General features: G+C 53.1%; 28 protein-coding genes. 16 read left to right on the top strand and 12 right to left on the bottom strand.

Translation table 11 applies throughout. The features are described from left to right. Window positions 1-115 precede the first annotated feature (115 nt). From Q8K39_RS08520 to Q8K39_RS08510, 3 genes are all read left to right on the top strand, one after another. Complete coding sequence (locus tag Q8K39_RS08520) at window positions 116-313, top strand: hypothetical protein (protein WP_186956053.1); 198 nt, start codon at window positions 116-118, stop codon at window positions 311-313. Between the two features lie 8 nt (window positions 314-321). Then, a complete protein-coding gene (locus tag Q8K39_RS08515) occupies window positions 322-1,428 on the top strand; it encodes a patatin-like phospholipase family protein (protein ID WP_305259447.1) in 1,107 nt (368 codons plus the stop codon). Window positions 1,429-1,489: 61 nt separating this feature from the next. Continuing rightward, the gene (locus Q8K39_RS08510) at window positions 1,490-2,008 is read left to right on the top strand and encodes a hypothetical protein (RefSeq protein ID WP_305259445.1); all 519 of its coding nucleotides are present in this window, start codon (window positions 1,490-1,492) and stop codon (window positions 2,006-2,008) included. Between the two features lie 90 nt (window positions 2,009-2,098). Here Q8K39_RS08510 and Q8K39_RS08505 read toward each other — a convergent pair whose 3' ends face one another. From Q8K39_RS08505 to Q8K39_RS08490, 4 genes are all read right to left on the bottom strand, one after another. Next, window positions 2,099-3,025, bottom strand: a complete 927-nt coding sequence (locus Q8K39_RS08505; protein ID WP_305259443.1) for a pseudouridine-5'-phosphate glycosidase — start codon at window positions 3,023-3,025, stop codon at window positions 2,099-2,101. Window positions 3,026-3,063: 38 nt separating this feature from the next. Continuing rightward, the gene (locus tag Q8K39_RS08500) at window positions 3,064-4,164 is read right to left on the bottom strand and encodes a PfkB family carbohydrate kinase (protein WP_305259441.1); all 1,101 of its coding nucleotides are present in this window, start codon (window positions 4,162-4,164) and stop codon (window positions 3,064-3,066) included. Window positions 4,165-4,370: 206 nt separating this feature from the next. After that, window positions 4,371-6,086: an AAA family ATPase gene (locus Q8K39_RS08495; RefSeq protein ID WP_305259439.1), complete on the bottom strand. Its 1,716-nt coding sequence runs from the start codon at window positions 6,084-6,086 to the stop codon at window positions 4,371-4,373. Beyond that, window positions 6,062-7,330 carry an ATP-binding protein gene (locus tag Q8K39_RS08490; protein WP_305259437.1) on the bottom strand — a complete coding sequence of 423 codons (1,269 nt, stop codon included), beginning with the start codon at window positions 7,328-7,330 and terminating at the stop codon, window positions 6,062-6,064. Before Q8K39_RS08490 ends, Q8K39_RS08495 begins: the two co-directional genes overlap by 25 nt. 483 nt (window positions 7,331-7,813) lie before the next feature. Here Q8K39_RS08490 and Q8K39_RS08485 point away from each other — a divergent pair, with 483 nt between their 5' ends. Both Q8K39_RS08485 and Q8K39_RS08480 read left to right on the top strand, forming a co-directional pair. Then, window positions 7,814-8,140, top strand: coding sequence for a collagen-like protein (locus tag Q8K39_RS08485; RefSeq protein ID WP_268978090.1), 327 nt, complete (start codon window positions 7,814-7,816; stop codon window positions 8,138-8,140). A gap of 86 nt (window positions 8,141-8,226) precedes the next feature. Beyond that, window positions 8,227-8,418 (top strand): Thivi_2564 family membrane protein, encoded by a 192-nt coding sequence (locus tag Q8K39_RS08480; protein ID WP_186956061.1) that lies wholly within the window; start codon window positions 8,227-8,229, stop codon window positions 8,416-8,418. A 70-nt stretch (window positions 8,419-8,488) separates the two neighbouring features. On the opposite strand, the gene Q8K39_RS08475 is transcribed toward Q8K39_RS08480, so the two are convergent. Both Q8K39_RS08475 and Q8K39_RS08470 read right to left on the bottom strand, forming a co-directional pair. Further along, complete coding sequence (locus Q8K39_RS08475; RefSeq protein ID WP_305259433.1) at window positions 8,489-8,656, bottom strand: hypothetical protein; 168 nt, start codon at window positions 8,654-8,656, stop codon at window positions 8,489-8,491. A 10-nt stretch (window positions 8,657-8,666) separates the two neighbouring features. Beyond that, window positions 8,667-9,008, bottom strand: coding sequence for a hypothetical protein (locus tag Q8K39_RS08470; protein WP_305259431.1), 342 nt, complete (start codon window positions 9,006-9,008; stop codon window positions 8,667-8,669). A gap of 296 nt (window positions 9,009-9,304) precedes the next feature. Here Q8K39_RS08470 and rbsK point away from each other — a divergent pair, with 296 nt between their 5' ends. Next, window positions 9,305-10,234, top strand: coding sequence for a ribokinase (rbsK, locus tag Q8K39_RS08465; protein ID WP_305259429.1), 930 nt, complete (start codon window positions 9,305-9,307; stop codon window positions 10,232-10,234). On the opposite strand, the gene Q8K39_RS08460 is transcribed toward rbsK, so the two are convergent. After that, window positions 10,218-10,502, bottom strand: coding sequence for a hypothetical protein (locus Q8K39_RS08460; RefSeq protein WP_305259428.1), 285 nt, complete (start codon window positions 10,500-10,502; stop codon window positions 10,218-10,220). The two genes, rbsK and Q8K39_RS08460, sit on opposite strands and share 17 nt — an antisense overlap. Between Q8K39_RS08460 and Q8K39_RS08455 the strand changes: the two genes are divergently transcribed. The 6 genes from Q8K39_RS08455 to Q8K39_RS08430 all read left to right on the top strand — a co-directional run bounded on the left by Q8K39_RS08455 (window position 10,501) and on the right by Q8K39_RS08430 (window position 17,544). Continuing rightward, on the top strand, window positions 10,501-11,505 hold the full coding sequence (locus Q8K39_RS08455) for a BMP family protein (RefSeq protein ID WP_305259427.1): 1,005 nt from the start codon (window positions 10,501-10,503) through the stop codon (window positions 11,503-11,505). The genes Q8K39_RS08460 and Q8K39_RS08455 overlap by 2 nt on opposite strands. A 128-nt stretch (window positions 11,506-11,633) precedes the next feature. Beyond that, entirely contained in the window at window positions 11,634-13,163 is a 1,530-nt protein-coding gene (locus Q8K39_RS08450) for an ABC transporter ATP-binding protein (protein ID WP_305259425.1), read from the top strand. A 74-nt stretch (window positions 13,164-13,237) separates the two neighbouring features. Then, the gene (locus Q8K39_RS08445) at window positions 13,238-14,320 is read left to right on the top strand and encodes an ABC transporter permease (protein WP_305259423.1); all 1,083 of its coding nucleotides are present in this window, start codon (window positions 13,238-13,240) and stop codon (window positions 14,318-14,320) included. Continuing rightward, window positions 14,317-15,288, top strand: coding sequence for an ABC transporter permease (locus Q8K39_RS08440; RefSeq protein ID WP_370868582.1), 972 nt, complete (start codon window positions 14,317-14,319; stop codon window positions 15,286-15,288). Before Q8K39_RS08445 ends, Q8K39_RS08440 begins: the two co-directional genes overlap by 4 nt. A 393-nt stretch (window positions 15,289-15,681) precedes the next feature. Continuing rightward, entirely contained in the window at window positions 15,682-16,689 is a 1,008-nt protein-coding gene (locus tag Q8K39_RS08435) for a nucleoside hydrolase (RefSeq protein WP_305259419.1), read from the top strand. Between the two features lie 12 nt (window positions 16,690-16,701). Further along, complete coding sequence (locus Q8K39_RS08430; RefSeq protein ID WP_305259418.1) at window positions 16,702-17,544, top strand: 2OG-Fe(II) oxygenase family protein; 843 nt, start codon at window positions 16,702-16,704, stop codon at window positions 17,542-17,544. Window positions 17,545-17,911: 367 nt separating this feature from the next. Here the strand turns inward: Q8K39_RS08430 and Q8K39_RS08425 are convergent, their stop codons facing one another. The 3 genes from Q8K39_RS08425 to Q8K39_RS08415 all read right to left on the bottom strand — a co-directional run bounded on the left by Q8K39_RS08425 (window position 17,912) and on the right by Q8K39_RS08415 (window position 20,144). After that, entirely contained in the window at window positions 17,912-18,349 is a 438-nt protein-coding gene (locus Q8K39_RS08425) for a hypothetical protein (RefSeq protein WP_305259416.1), read from the bottom strand. Continuing rightward, window positions 18,346-18,783, bottom strand: coding sequence for a hypothetical protein (locus Q8K39_RS08420; RefSeq protein WP_305259414.1), 438 nt, complete (start codon window positions 18,781-18,783; stop codon window positions 18,346-18,348). The genes Q8K39_RS08425 and Q8K39_RS08420 overlap by 4 nt, the downstream gene beginning before the upstream one ends. 476 nt (window positions 18,784-19,259) lie before the next feature. Then, on the bottom strand, window positions 19,260-20,144 hold the full coding sequence (locus Q8K39_RS08415) for a LysR family transcriptional regulator (protein ID WP_305259413.1): 885 nt from the start codon (window positions 20,142-20,144) through the stop codon (window positions 19,260-19,262). 102 nt (window positions 20,145-20,246) lie between these two features. Here Q8K39_RS08415 and Q8K39_RS08410 point away from each other — a divergent pair, with 102 nt between their 5' ends. Then, window positions 20,247-21,212: an MBL fold metallo-hydrolase gene (locus Q8K39_RS08410; RefSeq protein WP_305259412.1), complete on the top strand. Its 966-nt coding sequence runs from the start codon at window positions 20,247-20,249 to the stop codon at window positions 21,210-21,212. An 84-nt stretch (window positions 21,213-21,296) separates the two neighbouring features. On the opposite strand, the gene Q8K39_RS08405 is transcribed toward Q8K39_RS08410, so the two are convergent. Together Q8K39_RS08405 and Q8K39_RS08400 are read right to left on the bottom strand one after the other, a co-directional pair. After that, the gene (locus Q8K39_RS08405; RefSeq protein ID WP_305259409.1) at window positions 21,297-21,956 is read right to left on the bottom strand and encodes a hypothetical protein; all 660 of its coding nucleotides are present in this window, start codon (window positions 21,954-21,956) and stop codon (window positions 21,297-21,299) included. A 106-nt stretch (window positions 21,957-22,062) separates the two neighbouring features. Next, window positions 22,063-23,544 (bottom strand): sensor domain-containing diguanylate cyclase, encoded by a 1,482-nt coding sequence (locus tag Q8K39_RS08400; protein WP_305259408.1) that lies wholly within the window; start codon window positions 23,542-23,544, stop codon window positions 22,063-22,065. 42 nt (window positions 23,545-23,586) lie between these two features. Here Q8K39_RS08400 and cdd point away from each other — a divergent pair, with 42 nt between their 5' ends. The 3 genes from cdd to creC are packed head-to-tail and all read left to right on the top strand — an operon-like array spanning window position 23,587 to window position 26,217. Beyond that, on the top strand, window positions 23,587-23,988 hold the full coding sequence (gene cdd / locus Q8K39_RS08395) for a cytidine deaminase (protein ID WP_305259406.1): 402 nt from the start codon (window positions 23,587-23,589) through the stop codon (window positions 23,986-23,988). 34 nt (window positions 23,989-24,022) lie between these two features. Then, window positions 24,023-24,781, top strand: a complete 759-nt coding sequence (gene creB, locus Q8K39_RS08390) for a two-component system response regulator CreB (RefSeq protein ID WP_305259404.1) — start codon at window positions 24,023-24,025, stop codon at window positions 24,779-24,781. Beyond that, window positions 24,778-26,217: a two-component system sensor histidine kinase CreC gene (gene creC, locus Q8K39_RS08385; protein ID WP_305259402.1), complete on the top strand. Its 1,440-nt coding sequence runs from the start codon at window positions 24,778-24,780 to the stop codon at window positions 26,215-26,217. Before creB ends, creC begins: the two co-directional genes overlap by 4 nt. Window positions 26,218-26,283: the final 66 nt, after the last annotated feature.

The following is a 26,283-nucleotide window of genomic DNA, read 5'->3' as shown; positions in this document are numbered from 1 at the left end:
GCTACAAAGACAAATTTTGCTTTTTACACACTGTCACTTACCATAAAAAACCGCATGCTAGAATAAGCTTATCGTTCATGTATCAGCAACACATTATTCTTTCCGCGAGGAACATATGCACTATCGTCTGATCTGCCGCAATGAAAAAAAGGAAGTCATCAAATCCACGGAAGCAGGTGATGATTTCATGGCCGCCGTCAGCCAGGGTGCGCATTTGCGCCACGAGTTGAACGCGGCTTATCAGGTTGACCTGATCTCGGTCACCCATGATGGTGAAGAACATAAACTGGCGCAGCTTGGCGGATTTGCCTGAAGCTGCCCATGAGTCATCAAGATACCGTATTGATATTGCAGGGCGGCGGCGCTCTGGGGGCCTATCAGGCTGGCGTATATCAGCAATTGCATGAAGCAAAAACGCCGCTGGACTGGATCATCGGCACCTCCATTGGCGCCATCAACAGCGCGCTGATTGCGGGCAACCCGCCCGAAAAACGCATCACTCAGATGCGGGCATTCTGGGACAGCCTGGCACCTGATGCCTTGCATCGTGGCAGCTTCTGGCCCGCCATGTCGCCGTGGGTGAATCTCACCAATAATTTCAACACGCTGTCGGCATTGACGCAGGGTGTCAGCGGTTTTTTCAAACCGCGCTTTGGTGCAGCATGGGATATCAATGCCCAAGTACCAATCGATCAAGCCGGGTTTTACGATACCTCTCCCCTCAAGACCACGCTGGAAAAATATGTGGACTTTGATTACCTCAATGAGGGCCCGATACGTGTCAGCATTTGCGCCGTCGATATCGACAATGGCCAGGGCGTGGTATTTGATAGCAGGGAAGAACGCCTGTCTCCAGAACACATCATGGCCAGTGGTGCTTTGCCGCCAGGCTTCCCCCCAGTCAAAATTGGTGAGCGGGCATACTGGGATGGTGGTGTCTATTCAAATACGCCACTCGATGTGTTTCTTGAAGAAGAAAGAAATGCAGATGCCCTGTGCTTCATGATTGATCTTTGGGACCCGACCGAAACCCGGCCAGCCTCCATCGCCGCAGCCATGACACGCTATAAAAGCATACAGTACGCCAGCCGCTCCAAAGAGCAATTGCTGACCCACCAAAAACTGCAAGACATGCAGCGCGCCATACGGGTACTGACACAGGCCTTGCCAGCAGCTGCACGCCAAAATCCCGAACTGAAGCCACTGATGGCCATGGGCTGTGACCACACCATCAATGTCGTCCATCTCATTATGAAGGCACTGCCCGACGATCATTATTTCAAGGATGTGGATTTCAGTACCAGCACCATGCAAACTCGCTGGGCTGCCGGTGTACACGACTGCCAGCGCGCACTGCGCCACAAGTCATGGCTAAAGCCCTTGCCACCGCATGCGGGGCTGGTGATACATGAGTTGGAGCAAGAGTAAGCTGATCGATTTTTTCAGCTGATTTTTTTCATTTGTATCACGTCAAACAAAGGAGCCACACATGCCTGCAAGCGATCGCACTACCTGGGACTTTTTGGCCGATACCTACTGGTATGTCACTTACCCCGACCTGCCAGCATTGAAGTTTTCAGCCAGCGACAATGTACTGAGCTGGACTGGCGACCAGACGGTCTGGCATATCTCTGGCTATAAGAACGGCTATTTCTGGGGTGTATCGTCAGCCCTGATGTTTGATCCAGAATCCAGCGGCAGAACCCAGTCACCGAATCAGCGCAGCTTGGTGGGCACAGTGACCGCGAATGGTCAGGTGCAAATCAGTTTTATCGGTAATAAGCGTTTTCAGGAAACAGTGACTGGTTTTGGCCACATGAGCAAACTCGAAGAGCAATGGGTTTTCCAGATGCAGATGGCAACCTCATCTGACAACCCGACTCTGCACTGGGCAAATATGATGCAAACCACCAAAGCAGATCCAAGCTGGCACAAATTGCCAGGCGTGAATTGCTCGGTAGGAGACATGCTTGAAGGGGCAAGTTATCCGCAGTTTGATGACGAGTAGGCAGCTTTTCATTTGACCCTACAAGCTGCCCCCCCCTTAAGCAACATTGCAATCATCCCCCCTCTCGTTAAGGCTGCGGGGGTAGTGTGTTTACGCAGTACGCTTGCGCAAATGATGCAAGGCTAATGCTAACTGCGTGCCGACGACTGCATTGTTCTTGACCAAGGCGATATTGGTTTCCAGGCTGCGGCCTTCTGTCATTTGCTTGATGCGGTTCAGCAGGAAAGGCGTGATGGCTTTGCCAGTGATGTCCATCTCGTCTGCCAGTTGCAGTGCTTTTTGCGTGATGGATTCTATCTCTTCCTTGGGCATGGCAGATTCTACCGGCACAGGGTTGGCGATGACGATGCCACCGTCCAATCCCAGACTCCATTTGGCGTGGATGAACTCGGCCTGTTGTTCTGCCGTGTCGAGCTGGAAGTCTGCCCGGAAGCCACTGTCTGCAGTAAAGAAAGCCGGGAAGGATGACTGGCCGACACTGACGACCGGCACGCCGTGGGTTTCCAGGTATTCCAGCGTCAGGCCTATGTCGAGTATGGATTTGGCACCAGCACAGACCACGGCGACCGAGGTGCGTGCCAGCTCTTGCAAATCAGCAGAGATATCGAAACTGGTTTCTGCACCGCGATGTACGCCGCCTATGCCGCCAGTGACGAATACTTCTATGCCTGCCAGGGCAGCGCAGATCATGGTGGCAGCAACTGTTGTGGCACCGAGCTTGTTACTGGTCAGTGCATAGGCCAGGTCACGGCGGCTGACTTTCATGGCGTCTGGCGAATTACCCAGTAGTTCCAGTTCTTCTTCATTCAAGCCGATGTGGATTTTGCCGTTCATGATGGCAATGGTGGCAGGCACGGCACCGCCGTCACGGATAATTTGTTCCAGCTCGCGCGCGGTCTGCACGTTTTGCGGATAAGGCATACCGTGCGAGATGATGGTGGATTCCAGCGCCACCAAAGGCTTGGCGGCCAGGCGGGCGGCACGGACTTCATCGGACAACACTAAATATGATTGCATGATATTTTTCCTTTTAGGTGATGCAGGCTCATCCTGCATCAGACTTCTTCAAAAATAGTCGGGCTGATCGTCGCCGCCACTGTCGCATCACTTTCCAGCGTCAGTCTGGCGAGCGTCAAGCCATATTCACAAGCCAGGCCCAGATCATCTGGCGTGCGGCACAAAGACCAGGCCACGCCTGCGGCAAAGGCATCACCTGCGCCAGTGGCGTCACGCACATTTGCTGCAGGTGCTGGCAGGTGCTGCATGCCATGCACTGCTTCACTGGCCGTATAAGTCACCCCCTCGCCCCCCATGGTGACGATGACATCCTGCACGCCGCGCTGCTGCAATTGCTGGCAGGCGGTACGCAGTTCTGCTGGCCCTGCAATAGAGAGGCCGGTTGCAGCCCTCAGTTCACCCCGGTTCAACACCAGCAGGCGCAAGCCGCGCAAATCTTGCGGCAGGCGCGCCATCTTGGGTTCTGACACGGCCACCATCATCAGCGGCATGGCTTGCTGATATGCTTCTTGCAATAACAAGCCTATGCTATCTGTGGGCAAATTCAAGTCGGCAATGGTAAATGCTGCATGGCCGCGCTGCGGCTGGCGGCTTTGCAAGTAATCTGGCGTCAGGGCTTCGCAGCATTCCATATGCGCAAGCGCCAGCACCATGTCGCCCTCATCATTGAGCAAGGCGGTATAGCTGCCGCTATGCATGCCCGCCGCCTGCAAGCAGGCCTTAACGTCGATGCCGACAGACTGCGCATGGTCCAGCATGCTGCGCCCGGCTGCATCGTCACCCACCGCACACAACAAGCGGGTGGGCAAACCCAGGCGTGCCAGGTTCTCGGCAATATTGCGGGCCACACCACCAAAAGCCTCATGCTGGCTGACAGGGTTGGAAGTACCCATCTGCACCGGCCCCAGCGTGCGCAATTTGCGGTCTATATTGGCCCCGCCTATGCAGACAACAGGCCGCTGGTCAGGCAAGACATAAGCCCGCCCCAGCAGGCGTTTGTCACGTATCAGGGCAGCAATGTGCCCGGCCACGGCAGAACGCGACAAACCCAGCTGGTCTGCCAGGTCTTGCTGCGAAATAAAGGGCTGGGCGGCGATGAGCTGGTAAAGCTGTTCTTTTTTGGAGGTGGGCTGTGTCATGCTGTTATTTATCTATACAACAATTAAAACAATTGTTTTTAATGGTAAACATTTGTCTTGTCAATGTCAAACGATGGCATGAAACTGTCAGGGGATTTGCAGAAATGCAGGGGCAACCCATTTAGCGGTGGCTAACAAAACAAATGCGCTTCATCTGGGCATCTGTTTTTTTCCTCTGCATACTTCCTCAAAAAACTGGCTTGCCTTTATAGCTGTGCATCGACCGATTTGACCGCGTTTTTTCTCGTCTTCTTATTAGGCTTACCAGTCAGGCGTACATACAGATGCATGGTCGCCCCTTGAAGTTCAGGCTCCAGTTCAGTCAGCATGTCCTCTTTACCTTTTAGTGCGGCTTCAAATGCCAGTATCAATGGGCGGGCATGTTTTTCGTAGCCGAGCTTGCGCATTTTATCGAGAATGAGTGCAGCAGAAGTGGGCGTTTGTAGTGCAGTCACCAGAAAATCCTCAATGAATTCTTTGCTTAGCAGTGCATTTAGACATCCATCCAGATATTCAGGAATGCCTTGCTGACTGGCCTCATATTCAGCATCCAATGCTTCCATTACATGAGATCTGATCTCCCGGTCCTGAGACTCATGAATGCGATTAATTGTAGTCACCGCACTCGTCCCGCCCCCCTCTTTCAACATCGCCTGCAATTCTTCCTGCTCATACATCGCCTCAAAAAACTTCGCCAGCGAAATCACATTCTGGCGTATGCGGCGCGTTGCGCGCATTTGTAGCCAGAGGCGGAACATTTGTTCGGTGATGCGGTATTGGGTGCGGCCATGGGCGGGGGATTTTTCTACCAGGCCTTCGTTTTCCAGCAGGCTCAACTGTGCCGAAATGCTGGTGGTTGGCAGGTCGGTGTAGCTGGCGATTTCTGCGGCAGTGTGGCCAAAGCGCAAACCCAGCTTGGCATCGTTTACCGCCAATGCATGCATGATGACCTGGGCTTGCTCTGACAGGTCTTCTATGCGGGCCTTGTAGTAAGGCGTGGTGATGTCCATCAGGCGTTCAAAGTCTTCTACTGCGCGGCTGTTGGGGCCGTTGCGCAGCAGTTCAAAAATCAGGCCGAGTGCGCGTGGGTTGCCGCCTGTCAGTTCGTATAGTGCCTCAACCCGTGCAGGATTGGTGCGCAGGCGTTCTTTCACTTCTGGCTGATTTTGTGCATCGGCCAGATGTTCAAGCACGCTGTGCACTTCATCCAGGCTGAGTTTGCCCAAACGCTTGGGCAAGAAAAAATCATAGAATGCCTTGTCGTAATCAATGAAGGCATCGGACAGACGTACAGAACCGCCGATGACAATAGGCGAGGTGGTGGTGGACAGCGCTTCGCGCAAGGCCCAGTAGGCGGGCGAATGCGGGTCTTTGAGTTTGCGGCCAGATTTGTCGATACGATCAAAAACCATGTCAAGATTATCGACCAGCATCACGGGGCGTTTTTCCAGCTGGGCGCAAGTGTCTTGCAGCAGTTTGAAACCAGCATCGGCTGCCAGTTTGCTTTTGTCGCCCTGCTTGCGAATCTGGTCTATAGCCTGCAAGAGTTTTTCTGCTTCATGACTTTGCTGAAGATAGTCAAGTTCATCGGCCAGGGCTTCGCATGCCGCCCACCAAAAATCAGAGAGATTTTTTACCTGGTATAACTCTTCCGGAAAAGACAGGGCAAGCAAGTGATTACTTAAATCCGGCTCGCGGCGTATGGCGACAGCCAGGCGCTTCAATAATGTGGTCTTGCCTGCACCACGCACACCTACCAGCAGGTAATGCTGGACATTGCCTTGCAAGGGCGCGCGCGCCAGTTCTGCGCGCATGAATGCAAAATCATTTTGGCGGGCGACAAAGCTGGCCAGCAGGGCTTCCTCACTGAGCCAGTCGGGATTGTAGTGATGGCTGATCACAGTGAATTCCTTCTGAGCCACCAGCGTCTCAAAGGTTCAAGATGAAAGCGATAGCGTTTGTTGCCTGAGCTTTCGTCTGGCCACCAGTAGGCATCTCTTTGCAGGATGTCGCGCAGGTTGATGAACATTTCTCTTTGCTTTTCTGTGCTGTCGTTTGGCATGCGGCCTTCCAGATGGATCAGCATGTTTTCTGGGCGGGCACCTGTCGCATCCTGAGCAGCAAGACTTAACAGTGCAATGGCATGGGCTGCCTGGGCGGCACCCAGTTGCAGTGCCAGCCTTTGCTCCCAGTGATGAAAGTCATTGTCTGAACCTGGTTGCACCATGTCGTTCATGGCTGGCTCTATCTGGTTGATGATGTCTGCGACTGTAGTAGTGTTAGCATTGGTGTTTGCATTCGAATCGGCATTAGCGCTGACACGTTGGCGCAAGTAGTGGAAAGCTTTTTGCAAGTAGTAAGGTTGCGCCCATTGCACGGCGGCCACGAGTTTGCGGGCGGCTTCGTTGTCGAGTGCCAGTTGATAACGCTCAGCCAGTTTGAGCAGCATGGCAATGGCCACTTCTTCTGTGAAGGCGGCCAGATGCTGATGATTCAGGCTATTGATGGTATCGGCCATACCATGTTGCTGGACCAGAGTATCGAGCCCCACCGAGCCTGACACCAGCCATCTTACCGAGTGCGAGCCAGGCAGCGCACGCACATCATTGCGGAACCAGTCAAGAAAACGGCGCACTCGCCTGACGCCGCCTGGTGTGTCATTGCGTATCATATTGAAGAGCATGATGGGCAGCTCATCGATGTAGACCAGCCAGGGCTGGTCAGCCTGCATCAGGAGGCGCAATAAGTCATTACCGAGGTGTATCCAGTCTTCACTGGCAGGCGCAGCCAGGTCAACGCTGGCGGTGCCTGCACCAGTCACCGCAATCTTGATAGACTTGATGCGGGTGCTGATGGCATCAAAGGTGGCAGCAAACTTGTCTTTGATCTTGCTGCCAAGGGATGCCATTTCAGGTGCCAGGGCCGAGTGCAGCTTTTCCAGAAAAGCCAGCTCATCCTCACAAGAGGCGACATTGATTTCTATCGCATGCCAGTTTCTGGCTTTGACATGCGCCATGACAGCGCGGCAGATTGATGTCTTGCCTATGCGACGTGGGCCAAGTAGCAAAATATCATCATTCCTGAGGATGTCGGCAAGCCGCCCTACTTCTGTACTGCGCCCAAAGAAGTTTTCGCCTTCGACCGGTGTACCTGCAATGTTATCCATGAAGTTCGCCCTGGAATTCAGATAGAGTCAATGCACTAAGAAAATTTAGCGCTAAATAATCATAGTGCTAAATTTTCTTAGTGTAAAGCCGTTTTTGCAGCTGCTTTGGATGCTTTGAAGTTTGCCAGTAAAAAAACCCGCAAACCTTGATGGCTTGCGGGCTAACTTTATTTGATCCATCCAGACACTACTGCACATCAAGCCATGCACCCCATTACTGCAGATGCTGCCAATGGCTTGAAGTGAATCAATGCCCTACTTCACTTTGTATTACCGGTACAGCCAAGATAAACCAAAAAATTCCTGCGGTATGTTCGTCAGCGCACTGATGGGTGGTTTTTTTGCGCGCATGCTCCGCCTGCATTGCTCTATATGTGCTGGTGCTGCGGTCACTGTTGGCGTGCTGTTGCTGGCAGGTAGAGCGTGGCATCACGACTGAGCTGTTTTGATTTTCCATTCACAATTAAGCAAACAAGGTTCCCCATGAAATTTTCCATACTGATGTTGACACTCGCCGGCGTAATGGCGACAACCGCTTGTGATCGTCAACCGACGCAAGTTGTGGTTCCTGTGCCGGTTGCCGTACCCGGCCCCGCCGGAGCGACTGGTGCAACTGGTGCTACCGGTGCAACTGGCGACAAGGGCGTACCAGCTTCTGTCGGTGCCACTGGCCCCGCAGGTGCCGACGGCATGCAAGGCGCAACCGGCGATAAAGGTACACCAGGTGAACAAGGTTATGACGGTGCCAAGGGCAAAACTGGCGAGCCAGGCAAACCCGGCGAAACCGTCATCGTTTTGCCGCAAAAATAAAACCAGGTTGATCCGTGTTCGTCATGCCCTCGAGTGATGAACACGTTCTTGCCCACTATTCCCTACACTCTCTCAAAAAGTAAATCATGAATCAGATTATCAATCTCATCGTTTACCTGGTTGTCTTTGGCCTGATCTGGTGGCTGGTCGGCATGCTGCCCTTGCCAGCACCGGTAGCACAAATAGTGCGCGTGCTATTCATCGTCTTGCTGATCGTCATTGTCTTATCTGCCTTTGGCTTTGTACCTGGTGTACGTATGCCACAAATACGCTTGTAGGCAACATGGCATGCAAGCAATTTGCATGCTTTCTTTCTCCTGCCCTGCCTGCCCGCCGCGACCTGTCTGATTATTCTTTCTTATCTGCGACGCGCGCGCGTAGCCATTCAATCACGACTGCCACCAGAAAAAATCCCATAGTGACCAGCAACAGCTTGAGCATGACACCCACGTCAAACTGCTTGCTGCGGTAAGACGCCGCAGCAGCAATCAAGCCAGCCGCGCAGAGTATGCGCATGCCTTGGCGCTTATAGGCTGCCCTGCATAAAGTTAGAAATTTGTTGTCTGTGTCGCTGCTCATACAATTGTGCTTGCAAGTCGTGAGAGTGCGATTCTAACAGTGCCGGGCAAACGGCAGTGAAGACCTTGCCTTGCAGACGGCGCAGGCATCGCCTTGATTTCTGCTCCACGCCTGTGGTAACGCCGGCAGATCTGTCAATATGACCATCAATGAAGAAGACCCGGTTTTCTGCCACGATGGCTGCCAGGGCTTGCATACATTTACCCGCATTGGACAGCCCTGGCATCAGTAGCCGGGCAAGGCCTGTCAGTTCAGCGGACAAGGCTTCATCCCATGCTTTATTTGACAAGCTTAAAGGACAGCCCCACAATCAGCGCGCTTTAGTATATTTGAGAGTTATTTGTGACCAATATGGCAATTTATACTGATTACCCTGTCTGGTGCAATGCAACAAATCCTCACTCTGTAAATACCAGCAAAAGAGACAATAAACAAGAATCAAAGTATGGTTGCCAGTCTGCCGCGAATTTGCACAAATTTTGACCAAAAAATCAGATTGCGCTTGACGTTGAACAGGCGCCATAGTTAAATACGAAATCGATTGCGCAAACGATTGCGCGACAACTTTTATCGAGAATAAGCATCATGAAGCCACGCATTACGGTAGTCGGCAGCGTCAATATGGATCTGGTTTTTCGCACGCCGCGCATGCCGGCCGTGGGCGAGACCCTGCATGGTCATGAATTTTGTCAAATTCCCGGTGGCAAAGGGGCTAATCAAGCCGTTGCCGCAGCCCGTCAGGGTGCCCAGGTCAGCTTCATCGGTGCTGTGGGTGATGACGGTTTTGGCAGTTTTTCCCGCGATTGCCTGGCTGCCGAAGGTATGGAGCTCACGCACCTGGCCCGCGTAGCTGGCGTGGCGACTGGCGTAGCCGGTATTTTGGTGGATGACAGCGGCAGCAACAGCATCGTACTGGCGGCAGGTGCCAATGCCACACTGACAGCGGCACAGGTAGATGCTGCCACCGCTGCCATCGCTGGCGCGCAATTACTTGTTTGCCAACTTGAAACCCCACTGGCGACCGTCACCCGCGCGATAGAAATCGCCCGCGCCCAGGGTGTCAAAGTGATTTTGAACCCGGCCCCGGCACAAGACCTGACAGACGCCTTGCTGGCCCAGGTCGATTACCTGATCCTGAATGAAACCGAAGCTTCGCAACTGAGCGGCATCACGGTTGTAGACCAGGACAGCGCCAGGACAGCATCGGAACAAATCTTGCGACGTGGTACGGGCACGGTTTTGCTGACCATGGGTGAACATGGTGCCCTGATCACTGAAAGCACGGGCAGCCAGTTCATCCCGGCTGTCAAAGTTGATGTGGTGGACACCACAGCCGCTGGCGACACCTTCGTTGGTGCCTTTGCCGTTGGTCTGGCGAATGGCCTGAGCGTGATCGACGCCAGCCGTGAAGCACAATATACGGCTGCACTGACAGTCACCAAACTGGGGGCGCAAACATCCATACCGCAACGCCAGCAGGTGCTGGATTTCATGGCGGTCAGGAAGGCTGCCTAAGAAAGTAGCTTGCGAAAGCAGCACCAAAATTGGGCACTGGCACAAAATCATGCCCTGCCAGCAGCACCAACACTGTTTTTGATAAAATTTCGCCCGCGTGGCTGAAACGAAATGTCCGCACCATGTTAGGCTTGCACAGGCTTTCAAGACTGGCTCGATTTTTTATAAAGCCCAGACTGTGGCAGCGAAATACATGGTTTTTAATTTGGGCGCTGCATGCTCTACGTGAGCACAACAGCACAACGACATCTGATGAAGGAAATTTCATGAAACTCAAGCAAATCTGCCTGTCCCTGGCGACCCTGATGGCTGTCGGCGGCGCGGCCAGTGCTTATGCTGCAGACCTTAAATTTGCAGTGATCTATGACGCAGGCGGCAAGTTTGACAAGTCCTTCAACCAGTCAGCATCTGAAGGTGCAGAGCGTTTCAAGAAAGAAACCAAGCTCAATTACATCGAAGTGCAAGTCGCCAGCGACACCCAGACTGAACAAGTCTTGCGCAATCTGGCCCGCAAAAAAGTGGACATGATCGCCGCCATCGGCTTTGCACAGGCACAGGCAGTACAAAACATCGCCAAGGAATTCCCGGCAACCAAATTCGTGCTGATCGACGGTATTGCTACCGGCGACAATGTCAGCTCCGTCTTATTCAAGGAACAAGAAGGTTCCTACCTGGTGGGTGTGGCAGCAGCGATTGCCAGCAAATCCAAAAAAGTAGGCTTTGTTGGCGGCATGGACATCCCCCTGATACGCAACTTTGCCTGCGGCTATGCACAAGGTGCCAAAGCCACGGAACCCAAGATTGATGTGGTACAAAACATGGTTGGCACCACCACTGCAGCCTGGAATGACCCGGCCAAGGGTGGCGAACTGGCACGCGCCCAGTTTGAGCGCGGCGTTGACGTGATTTTTGCAGCAGCTGGTGGCAGCGGCATGGGCACCTTGCAAGCCGTCAAGGAAAAAGGCAAGCTGGGCATAGGTGTTGACTCTAACCAGAACTACATGCATCCAGGCAGCATGCTGACATCCATGGTCAAGCGCGTGGACCAGGCCATCTATGACAGCTTCATGCAGTTGAAAAATGGTAACTGGAAAGGCGGCACCCAATACAAGGGCCTGAAAGAAGGCGGCGTAGATTGGGCACTGGACAAGGATAACCGCGCTGTTGTGAGCGCTGACATGGAAAAACGCGTCAACGCGGCCAAGCAAGACATCATCAGCGGCAAGGTTAAAGTTGTTGATTTCCGTGAAGGCAATAAGTGCCCGGTCTGATGCCTGGCAGAATTTGACGATAAATTTACCAAGAATTGACTATAGGGCGCAAGTGTCTGACATGGATACGATGCGCCCTGATTGATGTTTAAGCCCTTGCACACCGCCATTTAAAGAAACGCTCAAGTATGCAGCCAGCAGTTGAATTTCAACAGATCTCCAAACGTTTTGGTGCGGTACAGGCCAATCGTGATGTGAGCTTTTCCATTGCGCCGGGTTCCATCCACGGCGTGATTGGTGAAAACGGCGCAGGCAAGTCCACGCTGATGAGCATACTGTATGGCTATTACCGCGCCGACAGCGGCAAGCTGCTCATCAATGGCGCAGAACAGCATATCCGCAACAGCCAGGAAGCGATTAACCTGGGCATAGGCATGGTGCATCAGCATTTCATGCTGGTTGAGAACATGACGGTGCTCGACAATGTCATGCTGGGCACAGAAGGCGGTTTTCGCCTGAAGCCCAAGCGCCATGAAGTGGAAGCAAAACTTCGCGAAATTTGCCAGCGCTACTCTCTGGAAGTAGACCCACTGGCGACAATACAGGATTTGTCCGTCGGTGTGCAGCAAAGGGTAGAAATCCTCAAGCAGATTTACCGCAGCGCGAACATCCTGATTCTGGATGAACCAACTGCCGTATTGACGGTGCAGGAAACTGCCTCATTATTTGAAGTGCTGCGCCTGTTCAAGGAACAAGGCAAGACCATCATCCTGATTACCCACAAGCTGCAAGAGATACAGGAAATCACAGACCAGGTCACCGTCATGCGCGGCGGCACTGTCATCGGTTCGGTGGCAACCAAGGATACGACAACGGCACAAATGGCTGAAATGATGGTGGGCCGCCCGATAGTCACCCACTTGCCACGTGCTGCGTATGCGCCGGGCGAGATGGTGCTGGAGGTCAAAGACCTGAACCTGGTGAACTCGCAAAAAGTCAGCCTGTTGAAGAATGTCAGTTTCAATATCCGTGCGGGTGAAATCGTCGCGATTGCCGGTGTCTCTGGCAATGGCCAGAGCGAATTGCTGGAAATCTTGAGCGGCATGCGCCTGCCTACCAGTGGCAAGCTGCAAATGCAGGGCAAGGACTTGCCCTTTGCTGGTCGCAAGGATGCCGATGGCTTGCCAGCAAGCTTCCGCGACCTGGGCATAGCCCATGTACCAGAAGACCGCTTGCGCGATGCCGTCGTCAAGAATTTCTCGGTGATGATGAACAGCTTTCTGGGTTACCAGAAAAAACTGGGCAAGTCATTTGGTTTGCTCGATTACAAAAGCATTTTGAAGAATTGCACAGACTTGCTGGCAAAGTTTGATGTGCGCCCGGCAGACCCGCATTTGCGCATCGCCCTGCTGTCTGGCGGTAACCAGCAAAAAGTGGTGATGGCACGCGAGATTGCGGCCAACCCCAAGCTGATGCTGGTGGGCCAGCCCACCCGCGGTGTTGACATAGGCACGATAGAAAGCCTGCATACCCGCCTGCTGGCGATGCGTGATGCTGGCATTGCGATCTTGCTGGTATCAGTGGAACTGGAAGAAGTACGCGCCCTGGCTGACCGTATCCTGGTCATCTCTGGTGGTGCCATTACCGGTGAATTGAAAGCAGAAGAATTTGATGCAACCGAGATAGGTTGCCTCATGGGCGGCGTACATACTCATTAAGTGCCAGGGATGAAATCCAGCCTCGGTAAGAATATTGCAAGAACAAGCGAATACAGACAAGCGACCAAACCAAGATGAATCAAGCCGACCTCCCACGCTGGGCCACCGCATTTGCCCTGCCGCTGTTAAACCTGTTCTCTGCCTTATTGGTCGCGGCAGGTGTGATTTATCTGCTGGGTGAAAGCCCGATAGAATCTCTGAGCATACTCATCAATGCAGCCGTGCTCAACCCTGAAGGTCTGGGTTACACCCTGTTTTATGCAGCCACCTTTATCTTCACTGGTTTGTCCGTGTCGGTGGCCATGCAGGCAGGTTTGTTCAATATCGGTAGTGAAGGCCAGATGTATGTTGGTGGCCTGGGCCTGACCCTGGTCTTGCTGTGGCTGGATTCGTCACTGCCAGGCTGGTTGCTGATACCGCTGGCGATGCTGGGCGCTGCTGTATTTGGTGCTGCGTGGGCTTATCTGCCGGGTTATCTGCAAGCCAAACGCGGCAGCCATGTGGTGGTGACCACCATCATGTTCAACTTCATTGCTGCCAGTTTGATGAATTATGTGATCGTCAGCTTCCTCATCCCTGCTGGTCAGCAAAATACCGCCAGCCGCGTGTTTGCCGATGCATCGTGGCTGCCCAAGCTGAACGGCATTTTGCCTGTGCTGGGTGAAACACCCTTGAACATCAGTTTTGTACTGGCGCTGGTGGCACTGGTGATTTACGGCGTCGTCGTCTGGCGCACCACCTGGGGTTACCAGTTACGTGCCACTGGCCTGAACCAGCATGCGGCGCATTATGCGGGTATCTCCATCAGCAAAACCATTATCGTGACAATGATGATATCTGGCGCGCTGGCTGGCCTGGCTGCTGTCAATTCTGTCATGGGTTCTACTCACTATCTGAACCTGAACTTCCCTGCTGGTGCTGGTTTTATCGGTATCGCGATTGCTCTGATGGGGCGTCAGCATCCGGTGGGTATTTTGCTGTCATCCATTCTGTTTGGCGCGCTGATACAGGGTGGCTTTGATCTGTCGCTGGAAAAAGCCAATATCCCGCCAGAGACCTTTATCTTTATCCAGGGTTTGATCATCCTGTTCTGCGGTGCCATGGAAAACCTGTATGCACCTGCCCTGTCTGCCCTGCTCAAGCGTAAGGAAAAATGATGTTTGATGATTTTCAATTTTCCAGCATCCTGGTATCGACCATACGCAATGCGCCGGTATTGATATTTGCGGCCATGGCTGGCCTGTTTGCAGAACGCAGCGGCGTGGTAGATCTGGCGCTGGAAGGCAAGATGCTGGCCGCCGCCTTTGTCTCCGCCGCCGTGGCTTTTGTGACCAAGAACCCCTGGCTGGGCATCATGGCGGGCATTGGCATTTCTGCCGCCATCGCCCTGCTGCAAGGCTTTGTAAGCATCACGCAAAAGGGTAACCAGCTGGTCGCCGGTATTGCCCTCAATATTGCTCTCAGCGGTTTGACCTTTGTTGTTGCCCAGTATTTCTTCCAGCAAGGTGGCCGCACGCCTGACCTGGGTGAGGCGCGCCTGTTTGATATCGTGTTGCCGGGTTCAGCCGCTATTGCTGGCATCCCATTCATAGGCTGGGTGTACACCAGGCTCATCGGTGGTCATAGCGCCCTGGTATATCTGGCTTTTGCTCTGATCCCTGTCGTACATTGGGTCTTGTACCACACCCGCTTTGGCCTGCGCCTGCGTGCCGTCGGTGAGAACCCGCATGCGGCAGATGCGGCGGGCATTAATGTAGAACGCACCCGCTTCATGGCCATGCTGTGTGCTGGCGTGCTGTGCTCATTCTCTGGTGCCTATCTGTCCATCGTACAAAGTGGCTTCTTCTTACGCGACATGTCGGCAGGTAATGGTTACCTGGCCTTGACGGCGCTGGTGTTCGGCAACTGGCGGCCTTTGCATACAGCACTTGGCTGCCTGATGTTCGGCTTCTTCGCAGCCCTGCAAGTCCAGATCGAAGGCGTGGTCTTCCCTGGCATAGGCAAGGTACCCGGCTCCCTGATACAAATGATACCTTACGTGGTGACCGTGATCGTTCTGGCAGGCTTGATGGCAAAGTCCGTCGCCCCGAAAGCGATAGGCCAGCCGTTTGTGAAGTCACGTTAATTTAAAAAACATAAGACCTTTCACCACAGAGGCACAGAGAAGAGCGAGTGAAGAGCCGAAGTGTTGGCTTATTCGTAGGTTGGGCTGATGAGGTGTAGCCCAACCTACACAATTGCAACCTCCTCGGCTTTTCTTCTTGCCCTTCTCCGTATCTCTTTGGTGAGCTTTTAGGTTTTCCTAACACTTAATAATAGGACTTACGCAAAATTGTCCCAGCAAGGCGTGGCGACGAAGACAGTACTTTAGTACGGCTAGGAGCTGCAACGCAGCTGGGGCGGTTTTGCGTAAGTCCTAAATAATTTCGACCTCCTTGAACCGGGTCAACTGCAACAATTCACATCGCGACTGGGTTCTGCCCAATGGCCAGCCGGTGTAATTTTGGAGAGCATACACATGTCAACAACAGCTAAACATAAAGTCATATTTGATACTGATCCAGGTGTCGATGATGCAATGGCCCTGTACTTTGCGCTGGCCCATCCTGATATCGACGTGGTTGGTATCACCACCTCATTTGGCAATGTCCATGTTGAGCAGGCAACTGCCAATGCACTGTATCTGACCCGAATTACTGGCCGCGATATCCCGGTCGCACAAGGCGTGCCTGTACCATTTGCCAAAGAACCTGGCACACCTCCTGATTTTATTCATGGTGCCGATGGCCTGGGCAATCTGAACAGCCGTATTGAATTGGGTGGCAAGGCAGAAGTGGAAAGCGCTGCCGAGTTCATCGTCAAGATGGCACGTCAATATCCTGGCGAAATCACCCTGGTTGCCGTTGCACCTCTGGGCAATCTGGGCCTGGCCCTGAAAATGGAACCACAATTGCCCAAGCTGTTGAAGCAGGTGGTATTGATGGCTGGTACGGTCGATGAACCAGGCAATGTTTCGCCAGTGGCAGAAGCCAATGTCTGGAATGATCCTGATGCAGCTGACCTGGTCTTCACCGCAGGCTGGGACCTGACCATGGTGGGTCTGGATGTTACGCACCGCGTGGTCTTGCCTTCGACTTTCTTTGCCCGCCTGGCAGAACAGCATAAACACGTGGCGATGGATACCCTGTCGCATGCAGTGAACTTCTATGCCAACTTCTACCAAAGCATACGCCCGGACCTGGGCCATGCCTGCTACGGTCATGACGTGCTGGCTTTTGTCTGGCTGGTAGCACCAGAGATGTTCGAGACCAACTCTGGCCGCGTGCGTGTTGCCAAAGAAGGCATAGGCAATGGCCAAACCATGATGGCAAAACTGCCTATCCCCTACCCACAATCCGGCTGGGAAGCCAGCAAGCCAGAAACCCGCGTTTGCATGAAAGTCGATGCAGAAGCGTGTAAGCAATTGATCGACAAGACACTGTCATCAAACTGGCTGCAGGCTCCGCTGGCACCAGCGGCAAACTGAGGAGAGCGCATCATGTTTATCGAACCAGTTGATTATCGCGCACCTGATGCTGCGCAAAAGTTTACTGAAAGCCTGCACCGCACTGGCTTTGGCGTGCTGACCAATCATCCTTTGTCGCAAAGCACGCTGGAAACCATTTACAAAGAATGGTATGACTTTTTTCAGACCGATGCGAAGAACAAGTATGACTTTGACCGCGAAAAAATGGACGGTTATTTCTCGCCTAGCATTTCCGAGACAGCCAAGGGCCAGACCAAGCGCGACTTGAAAGAGTTTTATCATATTTACCCTACCGGCCGTTATCCGTCTGAAGTATCGGACGCAGCACGCAAGTATTATGACGATGGTGCCAAGCTGGCAGCAGAGTTGTTGCAATGGGTAGAAGACTATTCGCCTGCCGAGGTCAAGGCCAAATATTCCATGCCCTTGTCAGACATGATCACTGACAGCGACCTGACTCTGCTGCGCGTTCTGCATTACCCACCGCTGCGTGGCGATGAAGAACCCGATGCAGTACGCGCCGCTGCCCATGGCGACATCAACCTGCTGACGCTCTTGCCAGCCGCCACACAAGCCGGTTTGCAAGTGCTAGGCAAAGACGAGGCATGGCATGACGTGCCCTGTGACTTTGGCATGCTGATCGTGAACATCGGCGACATGCTGGATGAAGCATCTGCCGGCTACTATCCATCAACGATACACCGCGTACTGAACCCTACCGGTGAAGAAGCGAAAAAATCACGCATCTCTCTGCCACTGTTCCTGCATCCGCGTGCGGATGTGGTGCTGTCCGAGCGTCATACTTCCGGCAGTTATCTGCAAGAACGTTTGCGTGAACTGGGTGTAAAGAAGTAAGTTTTTTGCAGTTTGGTTTTACAAGGCCATCTGCAAGTGAAAAGCCCGCAACAGGAAACTGTTGCGGGCTTTTTGTATGTTGAGCCATCACTTCATGCTCATCGACGGGGCGCACAAAATAAGGCAATAAACATCGCCAACAATAGCCTCCCAACCGTCATGCCAGACTCGATCTGGCATCCAGCGTCGTTAAGCCGTATCGCCTGCTTCACTGTCCACACAGGACATCGGCAATTTTGCGCACTATCTGCCCGCAGACTGCATCAGCATGCCAACAACGCTGCCAAATGCCGGTTCAAGTCCGGCATCTCGGGTTTAAATCCGCATTGAGCGCAGAGGATGCATATCACCTGCGCTCAATCAAACATCATGGCTGACAACTGTAGAGAGTGGCGCTAGGCTCCAGGCTTACTCCAGTGTCTTTGCTTTTGTCCTGCTTGACCAATTCTGCAAAGCACTTGTTCTCAAAGAAACCGTTGTTCATCACATAAGCCTGGTTTTCCACTGGTTTGAAGTTGACACCTGTAGTGCAATAACTAACTGCGAAAACAGTTGATTGCTCTGTGTACACTGTCAATCCTATCACCTCACCCACAGGCACCTGTACAGAACTTACCTTGTTCGCTTCCTCTTTTAAAGGCAGGTTGAAACGCTTACCGTTTTGACATAATACATACTTGCCTTCATTCATGACACGGACCGGTACCATCATGGTATTTGCATCCGGTGAGAAAGTCGGATAAGTGTTACATGCACACAAAGCCAATGCAACTGCGACTATCATCGTATAGTTTACAAACTTCATTTCATCACTCCCTGTCCATCTGCAGCAGGTGTACCACCCACCACCTTTGCCATATCAGCCAATACTGTTGCTGTCGTAAATGCACCAGGTCTTGATTCATCCAGATATAGTACGAAAGAGTAGGCAACAGGTTTGCCTTGCATCCAGCCCACTAAAGGTAAATTACCAGGATTATTCCGTGCTGCATCAACCAAAGTGCGATAGATAATGAAATAAGGTTTGTTCTTGGACTTAGCAAGCTCAGCAGCGCGATACAGTGCGTAATTTTGCACGCTACTTGGTTTAATTAATCCATTGCCAGAGAAGGCAACTTTATCCAGCTGTCCAGGTCCCGGGATTTCATAATATCCACCGGTGATGCCATCGCTTTGGTAGCTGGTGGCGCAAGCACTCAACAAAACACTGGAGGCCAGTAGTAAACATAATTTGTGCAAAAATAACTCCTGTTAATTGATAGGGCTCCGTACCTGATTGTTCAAGAAAAACTGATCGCCGATCAAATTTTTCCCGCCGCCTGTAGTCATACCCAAATCCGCATCACGGCACGATTAATTTTCAAGCGCGGATTCTAACCTATTAATTGCTGACAGAGGCCGAAAACGCGTACGTACATCGATTGCAGTTGCAATGGCATCCTGAGACAAGCATACACGCCACGCAAAATACGGCTGTAAACATCCTTTGAAAAAGTCGAATATCGTCATGCCAGACTTGATCCGACATCCATGGTCGTTAAGTCGTATCGCTTGCTTCACTGTACACACAGAAAAACGGTGATTTGCATGCTGCCTGCGAACAGACTACATCAGTATGCAAGCAATGCCACTGGATGCCGGATCAAGTCCGGCATGACGGGTTTGAGTGTGTGCAATCTAGTAACGGTGTCAGTATTCGCAGGGAACAAAATACCCTATGCAAACCGCAACATCGCTTTCGCCAACTCTTCATGCAAAAGCTGGAACACCGCCCTGACGCGGGTAGTCTCTCGCAAATCGGGATGTATCAGCAACCACAGTGCCGCCGCGCATTCGGGTATGGGCTCCCCCACCCGCTGCAAGGCATCTGAGGCATCACCCAGGATGCAAGGCAAGATCGCCAAACCGATGCCCTGCAGGCAGGCTTGCTGGACCAGGCCAAAGCTGCTGCTGCGGTAGCCTATCTCATCCAGTGGCAGGATATTGCCCAGCCAGCGCAGGCTGCGGTGGCCGCTGTAGGCGTCATCGAGCGCTATCCATTCATGCTGCTCCAGTGGCAGGTCTGCATGCGATGCAAAATAAGACGCTGCCGCGTAGATGCAAAATTCCAGTGGGGCGATGTGTTTGCCTATCAGATAATCCGGTGGAGTGGTCGTCGGGCGCACGGCAATATCAGCATCGCGCTTGGACAGATTGGCAGACTTGTTATCGACTTCCAGTGTCAGCCTGATTTGCGGGTAGAGCTGGCGACATAAAGCCAATATGGGTGGCAGTAAAGTCAGGGCCAGGCTGTCGGTGGTGGAGATGCGTACCAGGCCGCTGGGTCGCAAATCTGCGCCCGCCACCCGCAGCATGGCACTGGTGGCAATGGCGTCCAGCTCGGCACCGGCGCGCATAAGTTCTTCGCCTGCGGGCGTGGCATGGTAGCGGCCAGCGCTGCGTTCAAACAGGCGCACACCAGTTGCTGCTTCCAGCTGGTTCAGGCGACGGAAGACTGTTGCATGATTCAAGCCCAGACGGCGGGCAGCACCAGCCAGCGAGCCTGTCTCGGCTATCCAGGCAACCAGTCGCAAGTCATTGAGATTTTCTACGCTTTGCATTTTCGCAAACCATCTTGTCGTCAATGGCTAATTGTATTGCATAAATGCAGAAACTACACTGCGTATGTCATCTATTAATCAATCACTACAGAGGAGAACGAAATGAAACGTACATTCTTAGCAGTCATGACAGGTTTGCTGTTTGCCACTACGACACAGGCAGCCGAACCTATCTGGGATGGCAACAAGGTCGAGATGATCAGTGAGAAACTGGGTGAAGGTGTGTATGCCTACTATGCCAATAACGCCAAAGAACTCAATGCCAAGGGTGGTGCAGCGGCCACCAGTGGCGGCTTGATCGTCGGCAGCAAGGGTGCCCTGTTGATAGAGACCATGCTCAACAAGCGCCTGAATTCACAAGTCATGGCACTGAGCCAGAAGCTGGGTAAGAAACCCATCCTGTATGCCGTCAACACCAGCTCGCACGGTGACCATGCCTACGGCAATATGTATATGCCCGCCAGCACGAAGATTATCCAGCATGCCCAGACCAGCAACTATATCCATGCACATCTGGACGATGACAAGGCTTTCATGATCAAGAACTTCGGCTCTGGCCGCGGCATAGAAGAAATCAAGGCACGCACTGGCGATGTTCTGGTCGCGCCAGGCAGCACATTAAAGCTGGACCTGGGCGGCAAAGTTGTGGAGATCATGGACTTTGGCTTTGCCCAGACCGGCGGCGACCTCTGGGTATGGGAACCGCAAAGCAAGGTCATGTGGAGTGGCAACCCTGTCATCGCTGGCAAACCCGCGCTGCCCTGGTTACTCGATGGCCACCTGATCGCCACGCTGGAAACTCTGCGCCGCGTTGATGCCTTTTTACCGGCGGATGCCCGCATCGTACCCGGTCATGGCGTAGCTATAGGCAAGGAAGACTTGAAATGGCAAATCGCTTATCTTGAAACGGTACGCAGCCAGGTGCAGGCAGCCATTTCCCAGGGCTTGAATCTGGAACAAACCGTTAAGCAAGTCAGCATGCCAGATTATGCGGGTTATGCGCTGTTTGGCTGGGTGCACCCAGGCTTGAATGTGCCTGCAGTATATAAGGACTTGGGTGGGAAGTAAGTGCGCGCTTATGCTGCTGTCATGGCGGCATATGCAAGGCTTTAACTTGCAGGGCGCAGCATGTGCACCCTGCAAGGATGTGGCTCAAGCCGCTTTTTGCGTCGATGCTTTCGCCAGACTCACGGTGTCGCCAGCAGGGATACCATCAGATTTCCAGCGCGCAAATTCTGTGCGTATGGCTTCCAGGGTTTGCTTGCTGATTTCAGGCAAACTACCACCCAGTATCTCGGCTGCTTCTTGGAAGCCCTGCTCTACTGCAGCAGTAATTTTTTCCAGCTTGGCGGGGTCATCGCCTATGGCCGCCTTGGCAAAACTGAGTATGCGTTCAGCAGTTTTTTGTACACTGAATTCTCCACCCTCGGCTACTGCTGCCTGGGCTGCCTTGATGGCTTCAGGGCTGGCATTGATTTTTTGTTGGCCGCTGACTACCTTGGAAATTTCCAGACCTTGTTGTTCAATCAAGGGTTTGATGAGGTTGATGATCTCCTGGGCCTTGCGGTCAGATTCTTCCAGCAGGGCTTGCAGGTCAGGCTTCGCAGTCTTGTTCAGGCGCGGGTCATTATAGACAACGGTACTTTCTTTACTGCCTGCGACCGAGCTATCCAGATTGACCTTGGCGCTTTGATCAGGCGTGGCTTTGATATCTGCCTCTTCAGCGCTCTTATCGCCAGCCTTGGGTACTTTGGTTTGCGCAGTCTGATAAGTGCGCGCGTAGATGTCTTGTGTCGAAATGCCTAAGCTCATAATATTACTCCAGGGTAATATGGAAATTTAATCCCATACTACGTTATCGGGCACAAATGAAGAAACTTCAATGGCAAAAGCAAATTATGTGCTGCTTATTTGCGCATTAAGCCGCTTCATCCGTCACGGCATCAAACATGACCCTGTTTCTGCCAGCATGCTTGGCTGCATAAAGTAACTGGTCTGCCCTTGTGCGCACCATGTCCGGGGTAATGTCACCGCCATGGTATTCGGTAATGCCTATGCTACTGGTCACGAACACTTGTGCGGCAGCGGTCAGGATGGGGTGGGATTCCAGACGCTGGCGCAGTCTTTCCATGGCGATAATCGCTTCAGAAGCGCTTGATTCAGGGAAAAGGATGGCAAACTCATCCCCGCCCAGGCGTGCGGCTTTGTCTATGCCACGTATGTTTGCCTGCATCATGCTGGCAAAGTGAGTGAGCACTTCATCACCGGCCTGATGGCCATACACATCATTGACCGTTTTAAAGTGATCGATATCCAGCAAAGCCAGTGCATAGGGGCGGCCCATGCGCTTGGCGCGCTGGTGTTCATCTTCCAGCATGGGCAAAAAAGCAGCACGGTTGATCAAGCCCGTCAGGGCATCCACCTCGGCTGCCTGTTGCCATTCCTGGCGAGCCGCTTCTATTCTGAGCAATTGGCGGTTATGCAGGGCCACTGCCAGAATGGTGAAGGTGGTCGTGCAGACGAAACACACCAGCATGAAATTCGCTTCCACCAGATTGCTGGTCTGGAAAGGCCCAAGTTGCTGGCCCGTCATGGCAATAATGGCCACCATGCTGACAGCCAATATCAGCGTGACCAGATTGAGATTGACATAAAAAGCCAGCAGCAACAGCACCGGCAAGATGAAGTAGATAAAGCCTGGATGACCCCGAAATGCCAGATACAGCAATACCCCGACACCCAGGCTGGTTAACACTAGCCTTTGCACTTCGATACTGCGTAGTTGCCGGTCATCACTCCAGGCCTGGTAGAGTGGATAAATAAGCAAGATACCAAGACTGTCTGCCAGCACCAGCATGCGGAAGAAATCGACTGCCTCATCCCAGCCTATATAACCGCCTACAGCCAGGTTGAGGCTGATGATAAGGCTGCTGAGCATGGTCGGTATCAAACAGACTTTGATGCCAAAATGCAACAAATCTTGCGCCTGCGTCAAGCCACCTGGCAATGACAGGCGCATCATCAGCATGGCCACGATGCCAGCCATGCCATCTGCAGTGGCTGAAATCAGGGTGTACAAGAGGGGAGAGCTGCGGTGCACTTCGGCCATACCAGGATAATTCGCCCAAAAACTGGCGAATATGATCAGGGGCAAGGCCAGCAAACCATGCCGCATACACATCACCAGGCCTATGCCAGATGCCAGCCACAAGAGCGTGATATTGCTAGGTTTCAGGGCAAACAAGTGCATGCCGGTACGGGCAGCCAAATAATACAGGCCCATGCCAAACAAGGCCCAGGCCAGTTCCTGCAACTTTTTTCTGAAAACCGGATGTGTTTGGCCGCCCTGCCCGCCAAGGCTGGAAGCGGAGGATTTAAGCTGATTCACCATATTTGACATGGTTTGATAATACAATGTTGCCTATACCAACGAAAGATGAACATGTTTAACAAAAGTGAACTATTGCAAGCTGCCAATACAGCCCGTGAATCCGCTTATGCGCCCTACTCCAAATTCAAGGTCGGCGCAGCCGTGTTGACCAAGGACGGCAAGACTTTCCATGGTTGCAATGTCGAAAACGCCTCTTATGGTTTGTGTAACTGTGCAGAACGCACAGCCCTGTTTTCTGCCATTGCTGCCGGTTACCGTCCTGGCGATTTTGCTGCCATCGCCGTGACTGGTGACACTGAAGGCCCGATCGCCCCTTGCGGCGCTTGCCGCCAGGTCATCATAGAACTGGGCGGGCCAGACTTGCCAGTGCTGCTGACGAATCTCAAAGGTGATGTCAAGACCACCACTGCGGGTGATCAGTTGCCAGATGCGTTTTACCTGAAGCCCGAATAAGTTTTCACCGTCCCGCACAGCGCCTCTGTGCGGGATGATCACTATCTCTACCAACGTCATCATCTCCTGCATGAGCAAATCCATACTGATCATCGAAGATGAAGTCAGCATCGCCGACACCCTGGCATACGCCTTAAAGACTGACGGTTTCATACCGCAACACTTTAGTCTGGGTCAGCAAGCACTGGAACTGCTGCGCACGACAACAACGCCCCCAGCCCTGATCGTGCTTGATATCGGCCTGCCCGACATCAGCGGCTTTGATGTCTGCCGCCAGTTGCGCCAGTTCTCGGATACGCCAGTCCTGTTCCTGACAGCGCGCAATGATGAGATAGACCGCATCGTCGGCCTGGAAATTGGCGCCGATGATTACGTCAGCAAACCCTTTTCACCACGTGAAGTAGTGGCCCGCATACGCGCCATCTTGCGGCGCCAGCAAGGCAAGGTACAAACCGTTGCCGACGCAACCCCAGCGCGTTTTGAATTGAAGCCGCAAGAAGCACGCATACTCGCGTATGGCCAGCCGCTGAGCCTGACACGCTATGAATACCTGCTGCTAAAGACCTTGATGGAAAGCCCCGGCCATTTGTTTTCACGCGCGCAGCTCATGGACATCGTCTGGACCAATGCGCCCGATACGCTGGAGCGCACGGTCGATGCCCACGTCAAATGCCTGCGCGCCAAACTCCGCCAGGCACGCCTGAGCAGTAACGGTACGGTCGATGATGACCAGGCCAATGATGAAGGCATCATCACCCACCGTGGCATGGGCTATAGCTGGTCACCTGCATGAAGATAGGCCTGCGCATACTGCTGGGTTATTTCTTGATACTGGGCTTAAGTGCCTGGCTGATCCTGAATGTGGTGGTGGAAGAAATCAAACCCGGCGTGCGCGCCACGCTGGAAGACACCCTCATCGACACTGCGCAAATGCTGGCCACCCTGGTGTCAGAAGACGTGGCAGCAGGCAAGGTCGCCGACAGCGACTTGATGAAGCGCCTGCAAAACTATGCACAACGCAGCATCGACGCCAACATCAGCGGCATACGCAAGACCAGCCTGGACTACCGCATCTATATCACTGATGCAAAAGGCATCGTCATTTTCGACAGCGATGGCATGGATGTAGGGCAGGACTACTCAAGCTGGAACGACGTCAACCGCACCTTGCAAGGAAAATATGGCGCACGCAGCACCCGCAGCAAGGCGACAGATGAAACCAGCAGTGTCATGCATGTCGCCGCCCCCATCATGGACCGTGGCCGCATCATAGGCTCGTTGACGGTAGCCAAACCTATCTCCACCATCAACCCCTTTATATACCGCAGCCAGCGCAAAATATTGCAACGCAGTGCCTGGTTGTGGCTGGGTTCTTTGTTGATAGGGCTGGGGTTTTCATGGTGGCTGAACCGCACTTTGCGCAAGCTGCAAACCTATGCCAGCAGCGTAGAAAACGGTGACAAAGCCAGCCTGCCAGATCTGGGTAATAATGAAATCGGCAGCCTTGGCCGCGCCCTTGAAGCCATGCGCGACAAGCTGGAAGGCAAGCAATATGCAGAACAACTCATGCATACCATGGCCCATGAATTGAAAAGCCCCATCGCCTCGATACAAGGCTCGGCCGAACTCATGCGTGAAGACATGCCCGCCGCAGACAGGCAGCATTTCCTCAACAATATCCTCGAACAGAATGCCCGCCAGCGCCAGCTTATCGACAAACTGCTGGCACTGGTCAAACTGGAGAAACAGCAAAGCCTTGCCCACGTGCACCTGGTCAACATCCCACGTCTGCTAGCACTGGTGGCTGAAGATGCCCAACCCAGACTGCAAGCCAGGTCCCTGCAATTGCAACAGCAAATAGACGCAGCCATCACCAGCATCAGCGGCGATGAACTGCTGCTGCGCCAGGCGCTCGGCAATGTGCTCGACAATGCCATTGCCTTTGCCCCTGCTGGCAGCAGCATCAGCATGCAAGCCAGCCTGCATATCAACACCGACAACACCCCGTCTGTGCAAATCAGCATCAGCGACCAGGGACCGGGCATACCCGACTACGCCCTCGATAAAATCTTCGACCGCTTCTACTCCTTGCCGCGCCCAGATGCGGCCAAAAGCACCGGCCTGGGTTTGCCCTTTGTGCGGGAAGTGGCCTTGCTGCATGGGGGAAGTATCAAGGTCGAGAATCTGGATAATGGTGGCGTCGTGGCGACATTGTGTTTGGGTACCTGACTCCATCCCCATTTAGTGGAAGAAAGAGGAAGAATGGTGAAGAAGCGTGAATACAAAAAAGTCCCC

This window comes from Undibacterium sp. (assembly GCF_030683615.1).
Lineage (GTDB): Bacteria > Pseudomonadota > Gammaproteobacteria > Burkholderiales > Burkholderiaceae_D > Undibacterium > Undibacterium umbellatum.
Note: the sequence above shows the minus strand (reverse complement) of the source record. Positions and strands in the feature narration are given on the sequence as shown.

Coding starts and splice junctions, on each gene's coding strand:
- Q8K39_RS08445 (WP_305259423.1), top strand. CDS start 13,238: ATGAATCAAGCCGACCTCCCACGCTGGGCCACCGCATTTGCCCTGCCG.
- Q8K39_RS08450 (WP_305259425.1), top strand. CDS start 11,634: ATGCAGCCAGCAGTTGAATTTCAACAGATCTCCAAACGTTTTGGTGCG.
- Q8K39_RS08405 (WP_305259409.1), bottom strand. CDS start 21,956: ATGAGCTTAGGCATTTCGACACAAGACATCTACGCGCGCACTTATCAG.
- Q8K39_RS08475 (WP_305259433.1), bottom strand. CDS start 8,656: ATGCGCATACTCTGCGCGGCTGGCTTGATTGCTGCTGCGGCGTCTTAC.
- cdd (WP_305259406.1), top strand. CDS start 23,587: ATGTTTAACAAAAGTGAACTATTGCAAGCTGCCAATACAGCCCGTGAA.
- Q8K39_RS08415 (WP_305259413.1), bottom strand. CDS start 20,144: ATGCAAAGCGTAGAAAATCTCAATGACTTGCGACTGGTTGCCTGGATA.
- rbsK (WP_305259429.1), top strand. CDS start 9,305: ATGAAGCCACGCATTACGGTAGTCGGCAGCGTCAATATGGATCTGGTT.
- Q8K39_RS08505 (WP_305259443.1), bottom strand. CDS start 3,025: ATGCAATCATATTTAGTGTTGTCCGATGAAGTCCGTGCCGCCCGCCTG.
- Q8K39_RS08460 (WP_305259428.1), bottom strand. CDS start 10,502: ATGAAATTTCCTTCATCAGATGTCGTTGTGCTGTTGTGCTCACGTAGA.
- Q8K39_RS08440 (WP_370868582.1), top strand. CDS start 14,317: ATGATGTTTGATGATTTTCAATTTTCCAGCATCCTGGTATCGACCATA.
- Q8K39_RS08430 (WP_305259418.1), top strand. CDS start 16,702: ATGTTTATCGAACCAGTTGATTATCGCGCACCTGATGCTGCGCAAAAG.
- creC (WP_305259402.1), top strand. CDS start 24,778: ATGAAGATAGGCCTGCGCATACTGCTGGGTTATTTCTTGATACTGGGC.
- Q8K39_RS08490 (WP_305259437.1), bottom strand. CDS start 7,330: ATGGATAACATTGCAGGTACACCGGTCGAAGGCGAAAACTTCTTTGGG.
- Q8K39_RS08425 (WP_305259416.1), bottom strand. CDS start 18,349: ATGAAGTTTGTAAACTATACGATGATAGTCGCAGTTGCATTGGCTTTG.
- Q8K39_RS08520 (WP_186956053.1), top strand. CDS start 116: ATGCACTATCGTCTGATCTGCCGCAATGAAAAAAAGGAAGTCATCAAA.
- Q8K39_RS08500 (WP_305259441.1), bottom strand. CDS start 4,164: ATGACACAGCCCACCTCCAAAAAAGAACAGCTTTACCAGCTCATCGCC.
- creB (WP_305259404.1), top strand. CDS start 24,023: ATGATCACTATCTCTACCAACGTCATCATCTCCTGCATGAGCAAATCC.
- Q8K39_RS08510 (WP_305259445.1), top strand. CDS start 1,490: ATGCCTGCAAGCGATCGCACTACCTGGGACTTTTTGGCCGATACCTAC.
- Q8K39_RS08435 (WP_305259419.1), top strand. CDS start 15,682: ATGTCAACAACAGCTAAACATAAAGTCATATTTGATACTGATCCAGGT.
- Q8K39_RS08410 (WP_305259412.1), top strand. CDS start 20,247: ATGAAACGTACATTCTTAGCAGTCATGACAGGTTTGCTGTTTGCCACT.
- Q8K39_RS08480 (WP_186956061.1), top strand. CDS start 8,227: ATGAATCAGATTATCAATCTCATCGTTTACCTGGTTGTCTTTGGCCTG.
- Q8K39_RS08485 (WP_268978090.1), top strand. CDS start 7,814: ATGAAATTTTCCATACTGATGTTGACACTCGCCGGCGTAATGGCGACA.
- Q8K39_RS08515 (WP_305259447.1), top strand. CDS start 322: ATGAGTCATCAAGATACCGTATTGATATTGCAGGGCGGCGGCGCTCTG.
- Q8K39_RS08400 (WP_305259408.1), bottom strand. CDS start 23,544: ATGTCAAATATGGTGAATCAGCTTAAATCCTCCGCTTCCAGCCTTGGC.
- Q8K39_RS08455 (WP_305259427.1), top strand. CDS start 10,501: ATGAAACTCAAGCAAATCTGCCTGTCCCTGGCGACCCTGATGGCTGTC.